Annotated in this window: 15 protein-coding genes; 12 read left to right on the top strand and 3 right to left on the bottom strand. The window is 74.1% G+C overall.

What is annotated here, in order from left to right:
• Positions 1-408: 408 nt before the first annotated feature.
• The 4 genes from ABZ495_RS07705 to ABZ495_RS07690 all read left to right on the top strand — a co-directional run bounded on the left by ABZ495_RS07705 (position 409) and on the right by ABZ495_RS07690 (position 4,623).
• Positions 409-1,212, top strand: coding sequence for a sugar phosphate isomerase/epimerase (locus tag ABZ495_RS07705; protein WP_359805276.1), 804 nt, complete (start codon positions 409-411; stop codon positions 1,210-1,212).
• A gap of 28 nt (positions 1,213-1,240) precedes the next feature.
• Entirely contained in the window at positions 1,241-2,020 is a 780-nt protein-coding gene (locus ABZ495_RS07700) for a class I SAM-dependent methyltransferase (RefSeq protein ID WP_359834899.1), read from the top strand.
• Between the two features lie 118 nt (positions 2,021-2,138).
• Positions 2,139-3,983 (top strand): dihydroxy-acid dehydratase, encoded by a 1,845-nt coding sequence (gene ilvD / locus ABZ495_RS07695; protein WP_359834897.1) that lies wholly within the window; start codon positions 2,139-2,141, stop codon positions 3,981-3,983.
• Positions 3,984-4,089: 106 nt separating this feature from the next.
• Positions 4,090-4,623, top strand: coding sequence for a hypothetical protein (locus tag ABZ495_RS07690; protein WP_329488322.1), 534 nt, complete (start codon positions 4,090-4,092; stop codon positions 4,621-4,623).
• 4 nt (positions 4,624-4,627) lie between these two features.
• On the opposite strand, the gene ABZ495_RS07685 is transcribed toward ABZ495_RS07690, so the two are convergent.
• Positions 4,628-5,977 carry a hypothetical protein gene (locus ABZ495_RS07685; RefSeq protein WP_359834895.1) on the bottom strand — a complete coding sequence of 450 codons (1,350 nt, stop codon included), beginning with the start codon at positions 5,975-5,977 and terminating at the stop codon, positions 4,628-4,630.
• Between the two features lie 114 nt (positions 5,978-6,091).
• Complete coding sequence (locus tag ABZ495_RS07680; RefSeq protein ID WP_359834893.1) at positions 6,092-6,526, bottom strand: hypothetical protein; 435 nt, start codon at positions 6,524-6,526, stop codon at positions 6,092-6,094.
• 202 nt (positions 6,527-6,728) lie between these two features.
• On the opposite strand from ABZ495_RS07680, the gene proC reads away from it, so the two are divergent.
• The 3 genes from proC (at position 6,729) to ABZ495_RS07665 (ending at position 9,538) form a co-directional block, all read left to right on the top strand.
• Positions 6,729-7,556 (top strand): pyrroline-5-carboxylate reductase, encoded by an 828-nt coding sequence (gene proC / locus ABZ495_RS07675; RefSeq protein WP_329488318.1) that lies wholly within the window; start codon positions 6,729-6,731, stop codon positions 7,554-7,556.
• A gap of 22 nt (positions 7,557-7,578) precedes the next feature.
• The gene (locus ABZ495_RS07670) at positions 7,579-8,232 is read left to right on the top strand and encodes an HAD family hydrolase (protein ID WP_329488317.1); all 654 of its coding nucleotides are present in this window, start codon (positions 7,579-7,581) and stop codon (positions 8,230-8,232) included.
• A gap of 100 nt (positions 8,233-8,332) precedes the next feature.
• Complete coding sequence (locus ABZ495_RS07665) at positions 8,333-9,538, top strand: MFS transporter (protein WP_329488316.1); 1,206 nt, start codon at positions 8,333-8,335, stop codon at positions 9,536-9,538.
• Between the two features lie 24 nt (positions 9,539-9,562).
• Here ABZ495_RS07665 and ABZ495_RS07660 read toward each other — a convergent pair whose 3' ends face one another.
• The gene (locus ABZ495_RS07660; protein ID WP_352286174.1) at positions 9,563-10,042 is read right to left on the bottom strand and encodes a MarR family transcriptional regulator; all 480 of its coding nucleotides are present in this window, start codon (positions 10,040-10,042) and stop codon (positions 9,563-9,565) included.
• Between the two features lie 129 nt (positions 10,043-10,171).
• Between ABZ495_RS07660 and ABZ495_RS07655 the strand changes: the two genes are divergently transcribed.
• From ABZ495_RS07655 to ABZ495_RS07635, 5 genes are all read left to right on the top strand, one after another.
• Positions 10,172-10,537: an HGxxPAAW family protein gene (locus ABZ495_RS07655; protein ID WP_359834892.1), complete on the top strand. Its 366-nt coding sequence runs from the start codon at positions 10,172-10,174 to the stop codon at positions 10,535-10,537.
• 86 nt (positions 10,538-10,623) lie between these two features.
• Positions 10,624-11,820, top strand: coding sequence for an acetoin utilization protein AcuC (locus ABZ495_RS07650; RefSeq protein ID WP_359834890.1), 1,197 nt, complete (start codon positions 10,624-10,626; stop codon positions 11,818-11,820).
• A 226-nt stretch (positions 11,821-12,046) separates the two neighbouring features.
• Positions 12,047-12,256 (top strand): helix-turn-helix domain-containing protein, encoded by a 210-nt coding sequence (locus ABZ495_RS07645; RefSeq protein WP_148644250.1) that lies wholly within the window; start codon positions 12,047-12,049, stop codon positions 12,254-12,256.
• Between the two features lie 190 nt (positions 12,257-12,446).
• Positions 12,447-12,545, top strand: a complete 99-nt coding sequence (locus tag ABZ495_RS07640; RefSeq protein ID WP_003948845.1) for an AURKAIP1/COX24 domain-containing protein — start codon at positions 12,447-12,449, stop codon at positions 12,543-12,545.
• Positions 12,546-12,692: 147 nt separating this feature from the next.
• The gene (locus tag ABZ495_RS07635) at positions 12,693-13,787 is read left to right on the top strand and encodes an NAD-dependent epimerase/dehydratase family protein (protein ID WP_359805274.1); all 1,095 of its coding nucleotides are present in this window, start codon (positions 12,693-12,695) and stop codon (positions 13,785-13,787) included.
• Positions 13,788-13,789 lie beyond the last annotated feature (2 nt).

The following is a 13,789-nucleotide window of genomic DNA, read 5'->3' as shown; positions in this document are numbered from 1 at the left end:
GGACGGGCCCGCAAGCTGGGCAAGGGCGCGAAGAGCGCGCGGAGTGCCGAGAGCGCGAAGAGCGCCGGGCCGGCCGGGGCTTCCGGGGATTCTGGTACTTCTGGGGCGGCGGCCGCGGCGAAGTCCGCCCGGGCGGCCCGGAAGGCCACCGGCGGAGCGGTGAAGAAGGCGGCGAAGAAGGCCGCCAAGAAGGCGACGAAGAAGGCCCCCGGGCAGCCACCCGCGGCGGGGACCGCGACCGGCGGGACCGGCGCGGCGCCCCGCGGGACCCGGACCGCCCGGGCGGCCGGCGCCGCCAAGGCCGCCGTCCAGTCGGTGAAGTCCGTCAAGGCTGCCCGGCAGGCCGCGGCCCACCCGGCCCCGCTGCTGCGCACCACCGACCGCCTGGTCCTGCCCCCGCACCCCGGCCTGCACATCCCCGACACCAAGGTCGCCCTCTCCACCGCCTCGGTCTACCCGGCCAACACCGCCATCGCCTTCGAGCTGGCCGAGCGGCTCGGCTACGACGGCGTCGAGGTGATGGTCTGGAACGACCCGGTCAGCCAGGACGTCGAGGCGCTGCGCCGGCTCTCCGACGCCCACCGGATGCCGATCCTGGCCGTGCACGCGCCCTGCCTGCTGATCACCCAGCGGGTCTGGACCAGCGACCCGTGGACCAAGCTCGTCCGGGCCCGCGCGGCGGCCGAGAAGCTCGGCGCGAGCGCCGTCGTCGTCCACCCGCCGTTCCGCTGGCAGCGCCAGTACGCCCGGGACTTCGTCGAGGGCATCAACCGGATGGCGGGCGAGACCGACGTCCGCTTCGCCGTCGAGAACATGTACCCCTGGCGCTACCGCGACCGCGAGATGCTGGCCTACGCACCCGGCTGGGACGTCACGGAGGAGGAGTACCGGCACTTCACCATCGACCTCTCGCACGCCGCGACCTCCCGGATCGACGCGCTCGCCATGGTCGACCGGATGGGCGACCGGCTCGCGCACATCCACCTGGCCGACGGCAGCGGCTCCGGCAAGGACGAGCACCTGATCCCCGGCCGGGGCAAGCAGCCCTGCGCCGAACTGCTGGAGCACCTCGCCCGGACCGGCTTCGACGGCCACGTGGTGCTGGAGGTCAACACCCGGCGCTCCGCGTCCCCCGCCGAACGCGAGGCCGATCTCGCCGAGGCGCTCGCCTTCACCCGTCTGCACCTGGCCACCCCCGCCCGGGTACGCTGACCACGAACTGCCGTACCGAGGGGGACATATGACGGACAGCACGGACTACCGGCGGCTCGCCGGCTCGTTCGGCGCGGTGGCCGCCGAGTACGACCGGGCCCGTCCCTCGTACCCCGACGAGCTCTTCGACGCGCTGGAGCGCCTGGCCGGCCGCACCCTGAAGGGCGCCCGGGTGCTGGACGTCGGCGCCGGTACCGGTATCGCCACCCGGCTGCTGGCCGGCCGCGGCGCGGACGTGATCGCCGTCGAGCCCACCCCCGGCATGGGCGCCCAGTTCCTCACCTCCTCGCCGGGCCTGCCGCTGGTCCGGGGCGACGGCGACGACCTGCCCTTCCACGACGGCTCGGCCGACTTCGTCACCTACGCCCAGGCCTTCCACTGGACGCACCCCGAGCGGTCCGTCCCCGAGGCGATCCGGGTGCTGCGCCCCGGCGGCGCGCTCGCGACCTGGTGGAACGTGAAGGACAGCGGCGTCGCCTGGGTGGCGGCGATGGGCGAGCGGCTCGCCAAGGCGCTCACCGGGACGTACCACGGCTACGGCGCGGTCAACGAGATCGTCTCGCGCCTCGCCCCCCACGACCTGCGGATCGGCACCGCCACGCTGCGCTGGGAGCGCCGGGTCACCGTCGACCACGTGATCACCGACCTGGTCTCGCGCTCCTACCTGGCCTCCCTCGCCCCCGAGGAGCGGGCGCCGCTGCTGGCCGTCGAGCGCGAGGCGCTGCTGGCGGAGTTCCCGGACGGCTGGGTGGTCGAGCCGTACGTCCTGGACCTCACCGTGGCCCGGACCCCGGACGCCACGGCCTGACCGCATCGCGGACGCGGTGTCCGCCCGCCGGACGTCGGGCGTAGTCTCGAAAGACACAGCGGCCGCGCACCCTCCTCACCGGCGGGGCCGCCAGCAGCCTCCGAAGGAGTGGAGCACAGTGCCCGAGCTGAAGTCCCGTACGGTCACCCACGGTCGCAACATGGCAGGCGCCCGGGCGCTTCTCCGGGCCGCCGGCGTAGCCCGCGAGGACTTCGGCAAGCCGATCATCGCGGTCGCCAACTCCTTCACCGAGTTCGTCCCCGGGCACACCCACCTCCAGCCGGTCGGCCGGATCGTCTCCGAGGCGATCAAGCAGGCGGGCGGCATCCCGCGCGAGTTCAACACCATCGCGGTGGACGACGGCATCGCGATGGGCCACGGCGGCATGCTCTACTCGCTGCCCTCGCGCGACCTGATCGCCGACTCGGTGGAGTACATGGTCAACGCGCACTGCGCGGACGCCCTGATCTGCATCTCCAACTGCGACAAGATCACCCCGGGCATGCTGATGGCCGCCCTGCGCCTCAACATCCCGACCGTCTTCGTCTCCGGCGGCCCGATGGAGGCCGGCAAGGCCACCCTGGTCGACGGCACCGTGCGCAGGCTGGACCTGGTCGACGCGATCTCCCAGGCGGTCAACGAGAACGTCTCCGACGAGGACATCGCGATCATCGAGGAGAACGCCTGCCCGACCTGCGGGTCCTGCTCGGGCATGTTCACCGCCAACTCGATGAACTGCCTGACCGAGGCGATCGGCCTCTCGCTGCCCGGCAACGGCTCGGTGCTCGCCACCCACACCGCCCGCCGGGCGCTGTACGAGAAGGCCGGGCGGACCGTCGTCGAGATCACCAACCGGCACTACCAGCAGGACGACTACAGCGTCCTGCCCCGCTCGATCGCCACCCGGTCCGCGTTCGAGAACGCCATGGCGCTGGACATCGCGATGGGCGGCTCGACCAACACCATCCTGCACCTGCTCGCCGCCGCCCAGGAGGCCGAGCTGGACTTCGACCTGCGGGCCATCGACGCGGTCTCCCGCCGGGTGCCCTGCCTCTCCAAGGTCGCGCCCAACGGCTCTTACTACATGGAGGACGTCCACCGGGCCGGCGGCATCCCCGCCATCCTCGGCGAGCTCTACCGCGGCGGCATGCTCCACGAGGACGTGACCACCGTCCACTCTGACTCGCTCGCCGAGTGGCTGAAGACCTGGGACGTCCGCGGCGGCTCGCCGTCCGCCGAGGCCGTCGAGCTCTGGCACGCCGCCCCCGGCTGCGTCCGCTCCGCCGAGGCCTTCTCCCAGTCCGAGCGCTGGGAGTCGCTGGACACCGACGCCGCCAATGGCTGCATCCGCAGCGTCGAGCACGCCTACTCGGTCGAGGGCGGCCTGGCCGTGCTGTACGGCAACCTCGCCGAGGACGGCTGCATCGTGAAGACCGCCGGTGTCGACGAGTCGATCTGGACCTTCAGCGGCCCCGCGGTCGTCGTCGAGTCCCAGGAGGACGCCGTCGACGCGATCCTCACCAAGCGGATCAAGGAGGGCGACGTCGTCGTCATCCGCTACGAGGGCCCCAAGGGCGGCCCCGGCATGCAGGAGATGCTCTACCCGACCTCGTTCCTCAAGGGCCGGGGGCTCGGCAAGGCCTGCGCCCTGGTCACCGACGGCCGCTTCTCGGGCGGCACCTCGGGCCTGTCGATCGGCCACGCCTCCCCGGAGGCCGCCTCCGGCGGCACCATCGCGCTGGTCGAGGACGGCGACATCGTCGCCATCGACATCCCCGGCCGGACGATCTCGCTGGAGGTCCCCGCCGAGGTGCTGCACGAGCGCCGGCTGAAGCTGGAGGCCGCGGGCGGCTACCGTCCGAAGAACCGCGAGCGCCAGGTCAGCCAGGCGCTGCGGGCCTACGCCGCGATGGCCACCTCCGCCGACAAGGGCGCCGTCCGCGACGTCTCCAAGCTCGGCTGACACCCCCGCGCCACGAGGAGCCGTTCCGCCCCGGGCGGGACGGCTCCTCCCGCGTCGGCCGCCGGATGCTGTCTCGCGGGCGGGGCGCCGGGTGATAATCGGCCGTGTGAACGAGGACCCCACCCCCACCCCCAGGCCCGCCGGCGCCCCCGAGCCGGAACCGATCCGCTGGTTCGGCACCAGCTGGGTCGGCCGTGGCACCGACTACCGGCTGCGCCGGGTCGTGGTGCCGCTCGGCGCCCTGCTCGCGGCGGTGGCCGGGGCGTTCGTCCTGCGCTTCGCCGTCGAGGGCGTCCAGCTGTCCGACAACGGCGGGTTCGTCAACGGCCTGCTGGTCGCCGCCGTGGCGATCTGCTCCTGCCTGGCCGGGCTGCGCAACTGGAAGCTGCTCAGCGAGGGCAGGGACCAGCTGACCGGCTGGATGGCCGAGGACAAGTCGCTCGGCGTGGTCTGGGTCATCGGCGGGGTCGGCGCGCTGTTCGCCTACTTCCTGCGCGGCCTGGTCGAGGCCCCCGGCGAGGCCGTCAAGCGCGCCCGGTACGAGCGCGCCACCGCCCAGTACGGGCGGCGGCAGGCGGGCCGCGGCGGCCGGCCCGGCGCGAAGAAGGCGGCGCCGGGCCGGGGCGGGCGCAAGCGCTGAGCGGTCAGCTGCGGGTGATCGTGCCGCACTCGCCCCGCACGGTCAGCTCCTTGGAGCGGTCGTACGGGTCGGTGGCCGGTCCGGTCCGCTCCGGGTCCGGCTGGGCGAACTGGGGGAACCGCGGGTGGAGGAAGCCGTCGTAGACCTCGCAGGCGGTGTTGCCGACCTCGGACCGGCGCTTGCCGAAGTTGATCTTCTTCGGGCTGTTCTGGTACTTGCCCGGGTCGTAGAACCGGAAGTCCTCCGTCTTGCGCACGATGGTGCGGGCGGTCCGGGTGTCCCCGGGGACGTCGGCCACCGGGAGCAGCAGGCCGACCGGCTTGACCGCGCCGTCCCCGGGCGCGGGCGCCGCGGGCGGCGCCGACCGCGGGGACTGCGCCGGGGCGCCCGGCGTCGGCCGCTGGGCCGTGGCGCGCTGGGCCGCCTCCGGGCCGGGACGCAGCGCGTAGACGTAGGTGAAGTCGGTGTGCACCACCACCCCCTTCTCGCCGTCGCCCTCGACGCTGATCCGGCCCTGCAGCCTGACCCCGTCGGCCACCTGGACCGCCTCGCGCGGATCGAAGCGGTCGAACGCCGAGGTGGGGTCGTCCTCCTTGCTGGGGCGGGCCAGCGCGATCTCCAGCTTGTCCCGGCTCTCCCGCTCCAGCATCGCCAGCGCGGCGTCCGGCCGGCCGCCCGCGATCACCTTCGGATCCAGGTTGGCCGCCGCCAGGTAGTCCTTCACCAGCTTGACCTGGGCGGCCGCCTGCTCGGCGCCGAACACCCCGATGGCGCCGGGGGCCTGCGGCAGGTCGAAGGCGTCCATCGTGGTCGGCCAGTCCTTGGCGGGGGAGCCGGCCCACGGGCGGTCGACGGTGGGCTGCTCCTCGTCGACCGGTGAGGGCGCGCCGGTCGGCCGCGCGGTCTCCGGGGCGACCGGCGCGGCGGACGTGCCGGACCGGTCCGGGGCGGCGCCGAAGGTCGTCGAGAACCAGGAGCGCACGCCGTCGACGTTGAGCGCGCCCAGCAGCACGACCACCGTCAGCAGCACGTACAGCGGCGCCTGCCACCGCGGCCGCGGGCGGGCGTTGCCCCAGGGGTCGACCGGCTTCGGGGCGCGCCCGAAGCGCCCGGCCTTCCTCGGGCCGTCGTTCACCGAGCGCCGGCCGCCCGGGTCGACCGGCGGGGTGTGCTGCCACCGGGCGGAGAGCATCCGGGTGCGGCCCGCGGGCTCCTTGACGGCGGCCCCGCGGACGAACTCCTCGTCCAGGACGAGGTCGGCGAACGGGTCCTTCCCGCCCGCTCCGGACGGGTCCGCCCCGTCCGGGGCCCGGCCCTCGGACGGGCGCGGTTCTGGATCTTCGGCTATCGGCATCGCGCCAGTATGCCGACGGGGTGTGACAGGGAATCGATCGGGGGCACACCGTGTGGTGAACTCGGGTGCGGCGTGCGGGAATCACCCCGTTTTGTCCGGCTCGCGGGCCGGTGCTCAGCCCTTGCCGCGGGCCTGCTTCACCGAGCCGACCACGCCCGCGACGGCCAGCAGGAGACCGGCCGGCAGCAGCGAGAGGAAGAACGCGCCGAACAGGCCCGCGTCCCCGAGGATCGTCTGCGCCAGCATGTTCAGCACCAGCAGCCCGCCCGCGGCCGGCAGCGCCGACTTCCACGGATGCGCGTCCGCCCACCGGCGCAGCCGCCGGTCGGTGGTGTCCTTGCGCAGCTGGCCGCCCACCGTGCCGACCAGGAAGAAGAAGAACAGGGCCCAGCCGGCCGGTCCGGCCAGCATGCTCAGCGACCAGTCGCCGGTGATCGCGTCGATCCCCAGGGCGGTCGCCCCCACCACCGCACCGACTCCCGCGGCCGTCCGCCACGGCCCCAGCGTCGCGGCGGCGACGGCGGCTTGCCGGTTCTCACGTCGGGACATCTCTCCGTGTGCCATGCCTCCACGGTGCGCCCGCGCACGGCCCGAAGCCATAGGGGAGAACCCCGAGTTTCTCCCTAGGGCGGACGCCCCCGGGCCCGGTCCCGGGGCGGACGCCGCCGTGCACTTCCGCAGGGTGGACGGTCCCGCCGCGGGCGCGGGAGCGGTGCGAGGATGGCGGCAGGAACGGATGCAAGGAGCGGGCATGGGCAGCGGCGCGGCGCACGGGCAGAAGATCGCTTTCCTCGGGACGGGCAAGATCGGGGAGGCCCTGCTCTCCGGTCTGCTGCGGGCCGGCAAGGACCCGGCGGACGTCCTGGTGACCGCCCGCCGGCCGGAGCGGGCCGCCGAGCTGGCCGCGAAGTACGGCGTCGGCGTGGTGGCCAACCACGAGGCCGCCAAGCTCGCCGACACCCTGATCCTCGCGGTGAAGCCGCAGGACATGGGCACCCTGCTGGACGAACTGGCGCCGCACGTCGGCGCGGACCGGCTGGTCATCTCGGCCGCGGCCGGCATCCCCACCGCCTGGTTCGAGGAGCGACTGGCGCCCGGTACCCCGGTGGTCCGGGTGATGCCCAACACGCCCGTCCTGGTGGACGAGGGCATGAGCGTGATCTCCGGCGGCTCGCACGCGACCGAGGCGCACCTGGAGCGGGCCGAGGAGATCTTCCGCTCGGTCGGCAAGGCGCTGCGGCTGCCGGAGTCCCAGCAGGACGCGGCGACCGCGCTCTCCGGTTCGGGCCCGGCGTACTTCTACTTCCTGGTCGAGGCGATGACGGACGCCGGCATCCTGCTCGGCCTGCCCCGGCACGTGGCGCACGACCTGATCGTGCAGTCCGCGATCGGCGCCTCGGTGATGCTGCGGGACTCCGGCGAGCACCCGGTGAAGCTGCGCGAGGCGGTCACCTCGCCGGCCGGCACCACCATCGCGGCCATCCGCGAGCTGGAGAACCACGGGGTGCGGGCCGCGCTGCTGGGCGCCCTGGAGGCGGCCCGGGACCGCTCCCGGGAGCTGGCCTCCGGCGGCCGGTAGGCCGCCCAGTAGGCTCGGCCGCATGGCCTACGACCTGGTGATCTTCGACAACGACGGCGTGCTGGTGGACAGCGAGCCGCTCTCCAACCGGTTGCTCGCCGAGTACCTCACCGAACTCGGCTACCCGACCACGATCGAGGACTCCTACCGGGACTTCATGGGCACCGCGGCCCACCGGATCCACGACGTGATCGCCGAGCGGCACGACGGCGCGAAGCTGCCGGAGGGCTTCGACGAGCTGTTCCACGGCCGGGTGTTCGCCGCCTTCGACGCCGAACTCACCGCCGTGCGGGGCGCGGAGACGCTGCTGAAGGAACTCGGGCAGCGCTCCGTGCCGTTCTGCCTGGCCTCCTCGGCGCACCACGCGTGGATCCGCACCGCCCTCGACGTCACCGGTCTGCGCGGGTACTTCGCCGAGGAGCGGATCTTCAGCGCGCAGGACGTCGGCGTCGGCAAGCCGGCCCCCGACCTCTTCCTGCACGCCGCCCGCGCCCTCGGCGTCGACCCGGCCCGCTGCCTGGTGCTGGAGGACAGCGTCAACGGCGTGCTGGCCGCCCGGGCGGCCGGGATGGACGTCTACGGCTACACGGCGCTCACCGACCCGGCGCGGCTGACGGCGGCGGGCGCCACCGGGCTGATCGGGGACCTCGCCGAGGCCGCCGCGCTGCTCGGCTGAGCGGCCGGGCCCGTACCGGCGTGCGCACCCCCTCCCCAAAAGCCGCGCCACCCCCTACGCTCTCGCCAACATCGTTGTACCGGCCAGTAGCGAGGTGTGCGTGAAGATCGGGACGGCGCCCGGTGCCGCGGCACCGCCACGGCTGCGGGCGGGCCGGGCCGCGCTCACCGCGAGCTTCCTGCTCCAGGGCGTCACCTTCGCGCTGCTGGTCACCTGCATCCCCGAGATCCAGGACCGGTACGGGCTGAGCGACGCGCTGCTGCCGGTCTTCCTGGCCGCCGTGCCGATCCTGGCCGGCGTCGGGTCGATCGTCTCCGAGCAGCTGGTGCGGCGGGCCGGCGCGCGGGCGGTGCTGCGGGTCGTCCAGCCCGCCGTCTGCCTCAGCCTGGCCGGCGCCGGGTTCGGCCGCACGCTCTGGCAACTCGCGCTCGCGCTCGGCGCGTTCGGCCTGCTGGTCGGCGCGCTGGACGCCAGTATGAACATGCTCGGGGTCGGCCTGCAGCGCCGCTACGGGCGCTCGATCATGCTCGGCTTCCACGCCGCGTTCAGCCTCGGCGGCATCCTCGGCACGGTGGTCACCGGCCTCGGTTCGCACTACCACCTCGGCCTGCCCGTGCTGTTCGGGACGGCCGCCGTGGTGATCGCCCCGCTCGCGGTGCTGGCCGGGACGCGGTTCGCCGGGCCCGCCGAGCTCGGTGACGCCGTCCGGGAGGCCGCCGAGGCCGCGGCCCGGAGCGTCCCGTGGCGGCCGCTGCTGCCGCTCTGCCTGGCGATGGCCTTCGCGTACATCGCCGACGCCTCGGTCTCCAACTACAGCGTCAAGTACCTCACCGACGGCCTGGGCAGCGCCGAGGACGTGGCGAAGCTGTCCTACCTCGGCTACATGGTGGCGATGCTGCTCGGCCGTGCGCTGGGCGACCGCGCGGTGCAGCGCTGGGGCGCCGTCCCGGTGGTCCGCGGCGGCGCCGCGCTGGCCGCGCTGGGCTTCGCGATCGCCGCCGCCGCGCCCGGTGCGGCCGCCGGCATCGCCGGGTTCACCGTGCTCGGCTTCGGGATCTGCGCGATCATCCCGCAGGTCTTCGCGGCCGGCGGGCGGCTCCTCCCGGACGACTCGGACGCCGCCGTGGCCCGGCTCAACCTCTTCAACTACGTGGGCTTCCTGATCGGTTCGCCGCTGGTGGGCGCGATCGCCGACGCCAGTTCGTACCGCTGGGCGCTGCTCGCCCCGATGCTCCTGGTGCTCGCCGTCCTCCCGCTGGCCGACCGCTTCGCCCCCGCCCCGGCGCTCGTCCCGGCGCGGGCCTGACGGCGGCGCCGCGCCGCGTGGCGCTCAGCCTTCGCGGATCTCGTCCAGCGACTCCCGCATCAGGGCCTTGGCGCGGGTGAACCAGTCCGCGAGCACGGCGATCTCGTCCGGGGTGTAGTCGGCGAACAGGCGGCCGAACCGCTCGTACATCGGGCCGTAGACCTGGAGGATGCGGGCCTGCGCGGAGTCCTCCATCACCACCCGTACCCGGCGGCGGTCGGCCGGGTCGGCCTCGCGGCGGGCGTACCCGGACTTCTCCAGCCGGTTGAGCACGCCCGTCACCGCGCCGGTGGTGAGCTGCGCCCGCTCGGCGAGGTCGCCGGCGGCGAGCGGCTCCCCGGCCATGGCCGCCTCGATGACGAAGCCGAGGCAGGTGAGGTCGGTGACGTTCAGCCCGAGCCGGGCGGCGACGTCCTGCTGTCCGAACTGGGCGAGCGCGATCATCCGGTCCATCGCGTACTGCGCCTGCTCGGTCGTCGCCCGCGGGCGCGGCTTGCCCTCCACGGAGCATCTCCTTAGTATCTAAGTTACTTAGCTCGCGAGATAAAACATCGGTCGCGGCCCGCTCCCCGGGCGCGCCGACCGTCCGCGAAGCCCATCACAGCGGAACCCCATCACACCAAAGAGGGAGACATGGGCGCACACGACGAGCACGACATGGGTCACACCGTCGCCGGCTGGACGGGTGTCGCGATCGCGATCGCCGGCAGCGCGGTCGCCGGGGTGGCCTTCGCGGCGGGCTCGGCCGCCGCGTTCTGGACCGGCCTCGCCGTCGCCGCGGCCGGGGCGCCCGCCGCCTGGCTGCTGCACCTCGCGGGCTGGGGCAAGGCCACCGGGCCCCGCCCGGCCGGCGGCCGGCACTGGCGCACCCGGGACACCGCCGCCCGGGCCGGCCACGCCGACTGCCTCGGCTGCCGGCTGGCGGGCCGCACCGGCGTCGCCGCCGCGCCCGTACCGACACCCGCGCCGGGCCCGGCCGCCCGGCTCTCCCGGAGGTAGGCCCGCGCCCGGGCGGGCAGTTCACCGACCCCCGGGGGTGTGACCTGGCGGCGGTCGCGGCGCGCGCACGCACTACCGTGGACGCCATGCCCGAAGCCGAGCGTGACACCCCCTGCGGCCTGCACCTCTTCTGGGACGAGGCCGTCACCGCCTACGACTTCGGTCCCGGCCACCCGATGGACCCGGACCGGCTGGCGCTCACCATGCGCCTGGTGGAGTCCCTCGGGCTGAGCGCGGGGCCCGGCGTCACCGTCCGGTCCGCACCGCCCGCCGGCGACTCCACCCTGCGGCTGGTGCACACCCGGGAGTACGTCGCGGCGGTCAAGCACGCGGCCGCCCACCCCGAGGAGGTGGACCTGCGGCACGGGCTCGGCACCGACGACAACTGGGCCTTCCCCGCCGTCCACTCCGCCTCCGCGCTGATCGCCGGGCAGTCGGTCGCCGCCGCCGAGGCGGTCTGGCGCGGCGAGACCCCGCACGCCGTCAACTTCGCGGGCGGACTGCACCACGCGATGCCCGCCCGGGCGTCCGGCTTCTGCATCTACAACGACCCCGCGCTCGCCATCGCCCGGCTGCTCGAACTCGGCGCCGAGCGGGTCGCCTACGTCGACGTGGACGTCCACCACGGGGACGGCGTCCAGCAGGCGTTCTGGGACGACCCCCGGGTGCTCACCGTCTCGCTGCACGAGCACCCCGCCACGCTCTTCCCGCAGACCGGCTGGGCCACCGAGACCGGCGGCCCGGCCGCGCCCGGCTCGGCGGCCAACCTGCCGCTGCCGGCCGGTACCGGTGACTCCGGCTGGCTGCGCGCCTTCCACGCCCTGGTGCCCGAACTGCTGGCCGCCTTCCGCCCGCAGGTGCTGGTCACCCAGCACGGCGCGGACACCCACCTGGAGGACCCGCTCGCCCACCTCGCCGTCACCGTGGACGCCCAGCGGATGATCGCCGAGGAACTGCACGCCCTGGCCCACGAGCACGCCGACGGCCGCTGGATCGCGCTGGGCGGCGGCGGGTACGCCGTCGTGGACGTCGTCCCGCGGACCTGGACCCATCTGGTCGCCACCGCCGCCGGCCGGCCCGTCGACCCGGCCACCGAGACCCCGGAGGCCTGGCGCGCCGAGGTCTACCGGCGCACCCGCCGGCCGGCCCCGCTGCGGATGACCGACGGCGCCCGGCCGGTCTGGCGGGACTTCGACGCGGGATACGATCCGGCCGACCGCCTCGACCAGGCGATCCTGGCCAGCCGCCGCGCCGTGCTGCCGCACCACGGCCTGCTGCCCTGAATCCCGGCCCCCGGTTGTGGAGGCGCCGGGCGGTGCGCACGACCCCTGCGACAGACCGCCGAGTGACTACGTAATGCAACAGGACTATCTCTCACCGTACGAGGACTGGGCTTCTCCCTCTTCCCACTGGTACCACCCATAACTACTCTGGGGATACACGTGTGCCGGTGGAGTCACCGGAGGGGAAGCCGGTGCCTTGCACACGGGTAAGGGTCGGGTGATGGTCATGAGTTCCGGCGAACGCCCCCTGCAGGAAGTCGTCTTCCTGACCGTGGCCGAAGTGGCCGCGGTCATGCGGGTGTCCAAGATGACGGTGTACCGATTGGTGCACAGCGGAGAGCTGCCGGCCATCCGGGTCGGTCGGTCCTTCCGGGTGCCCCAGCAGGCGGTGCACGAGTACCTCAAGGAGTCCTACGTGCGGCTCGAAAGCGCGTAGGACTCGGCTGACGTGGGCGGGGGTCACAGCCGGTGGCCCCCGCGCTCGTTTGCCGCGGATTTCCCGCGAGTTTCCCGGTCCGGGGAGCACGATTACGGCCCTGGCCGCGTGGACGGTAGGCTAGGCCCTCCGTCAGTCGTATGGACTCCGTCTCTCACGGACGGGAGTCTCAGTGAGCGAGGGTTGTTCCGTGGGCTCTGTCATCAAGAAGCGTCGTAAGCGTATGGCCAAGAAGAAGCACCGCAAGCTTCTGAAGCGCACCCGCGTGCAGCGTCGCAACAAGAAGTAAGCGCCCGCCGCGCCCTGCGCGCCCGGTGCTTCCACCGCCCGTCCAGGCCCTCGTGGCCCGGGCGGGCGGTGTCGTCTCACGGCCCGCCACGGCGGCGCGGTACGGTGCACGCAGGCCCGCCGAGGCCGAGGAATGGGGTGCAGCACTGTGGGCATGGTCGTGCTCGTCACCGGCGTGGCGCGCCACCTCGGAGCCCGGTTCGTCGCGGAGCTCCGCCGCCGGCCCGACGTCGACCTGGTGGTCGGCGTGGACGTGCAGCCGCCCCGGCACCCCGTCGAGGAACCGGACGGCCCCGCCGCCCCGTACCGCTTCCACCAGCTGGACCTGCGCCGCCCGGCGGTCGCCCGGGTGATCGCCGAGCACCGGGTCGACACCGTCGTCCACCTCGCCGTCAGTGCCACCGGACTGGGCTCCACGAACCGCTCCTCGGTCAAGGAGTCCAACGTCATCGGCACCATGCAGCTGCTCGGTGCCTGCCAGAAGGCCCCCGGAGTGCGCCGGCTGGTGGTGAAGTCGACCACCGGCGTGTACGGCTCGGCGCCGCGCGACCCGGCCGTGTTCACCGAGCGGACCCAGCCCAAGAATCTGCCGGGCGGCGGCTTCGCCAAGGACGCGGTGGAGGTCGAGGGCTACGTCCGCGGCTTCGCCCGCCGCCGCCCCGACGTCGCGGTGACCGTCCTGCGGTTCGCCAACATCGTCGGCCCCGGCGCGGACACCCCGCTCGTCGAGTACTTCGCGCTGCCGGTCCTGCCCACCGTCCTCGGCTACGACCCCCGGCTGCAGTTCGCCCACGAGGACGACGTCGTCGAGGTGCTCTGCCGGGCGGCGCTGCCGCCGGAGCCGGGCACCGTCAACACCGGCACCTTCAACGTGGCGGGGGAGGGCGTCCTGCTGCTCTCCCAGTGCGCCCGCCGGCTCGGCCGGCCGACCCTGCCGCTGCTGCGGCCCGCGATCAGCTGGATGGCGGCGCTGGCCCGGCAGACCAGGATGGTCGACTTCTCGCCGGAGCAGCTGCGGCTGCTCACCCACGGCCGGGTGGTGGACACCGCCCGGCTGCGCGAGACCTTCGGCTACCGGCCGCGGTTCACCACCGCCGAGGCCTTCGCCGACTTCGCCGCCGCCCAGTCGGCCGGCCTGCTGCCGCCCGCGCGGCTCGCCGCCGTCACCGACGGGCTGGCCGCGCTGCTCGGGCCGGAGTACGCGCGGGCCGCCCGTTCCCATGCCAGCCGACCCAGGAGCTGAAC

It is taken from the genome of Kitasatospora sp. NPDC005748 (genome assembly GCF_040630735.1).
GTDB lineage: Bacteria > Actinomycetota > Actinomycetes > Streptomycetales > Streptomycetaceae > Kitasatospora.
This window is presented reverse-complemented; position numbering and strand designations above follow the sequence as displayed.

What these genes read in the sequence shown, in the direction of transcription:
- ABZ495_RS07650 (WP_359834890.1), top strand. Translation starts at nt 10,624, where the DNA reads ATGCCCGAAGCCGAGCGTGACACCCCCTGCGGCCTGCACCTCTTCTGG.
- ABZ495_RS07700 (WP_359834899.1), top strand. Translation starts at nt 1,241, where the DNA reads ATGACGGACAGCACGGACTACCGGCGGCTCGCCGGCTCGTTCGGCGCG.
- ABZ495_RS07685 (WP_359834895.1), bottom strand. Translation starts at nt 5,977, where the DNA reads ATGCCGATAGCCGAAGATCCAGAACCGCGCCCGTCCGAGGGCCGGGCC.
- ABZ495_RS07655 (WP_359834892.1), top strand. Translation starts at nt 10,172, where the DNA reads ATGGGCGCACACGACGAGCACGACATGGGTCACACCGTCGCCGGCTGG.
- ABZ495_RS07645 (WP_148644250.1), top strand. Translation starts at nt 12,047, where the DNA reads ATGAGTTCCGGCGAACGCCCCCTGCAGGAAGTCGTCTTCCTGACCGTG.
- proC (WP_329488318.1), top strand. Translation starts at nt 6,729, where the DNA reads ATGGGCAGCGGCGCGGCGCACGGGCAGAAGATCGCTTTCCTCGGGACG.
- ABZ495_RS07670 (WP_329488317.1), top strand. Translation starts at nt 7,579, where the DNA reads ATGGCCTACGACCTGGTGATCTTCGACAACGACGGCGTGCTGGTGGAC.
- ABZ495_RS07680 (WP_359834893.1), bottom strand. Translation starts at nt 6,526, where the DNA reads ATGTCCCGACGTGAGAACCGGCAAGCCGCCGTCGCCGCCGCGACGCTG.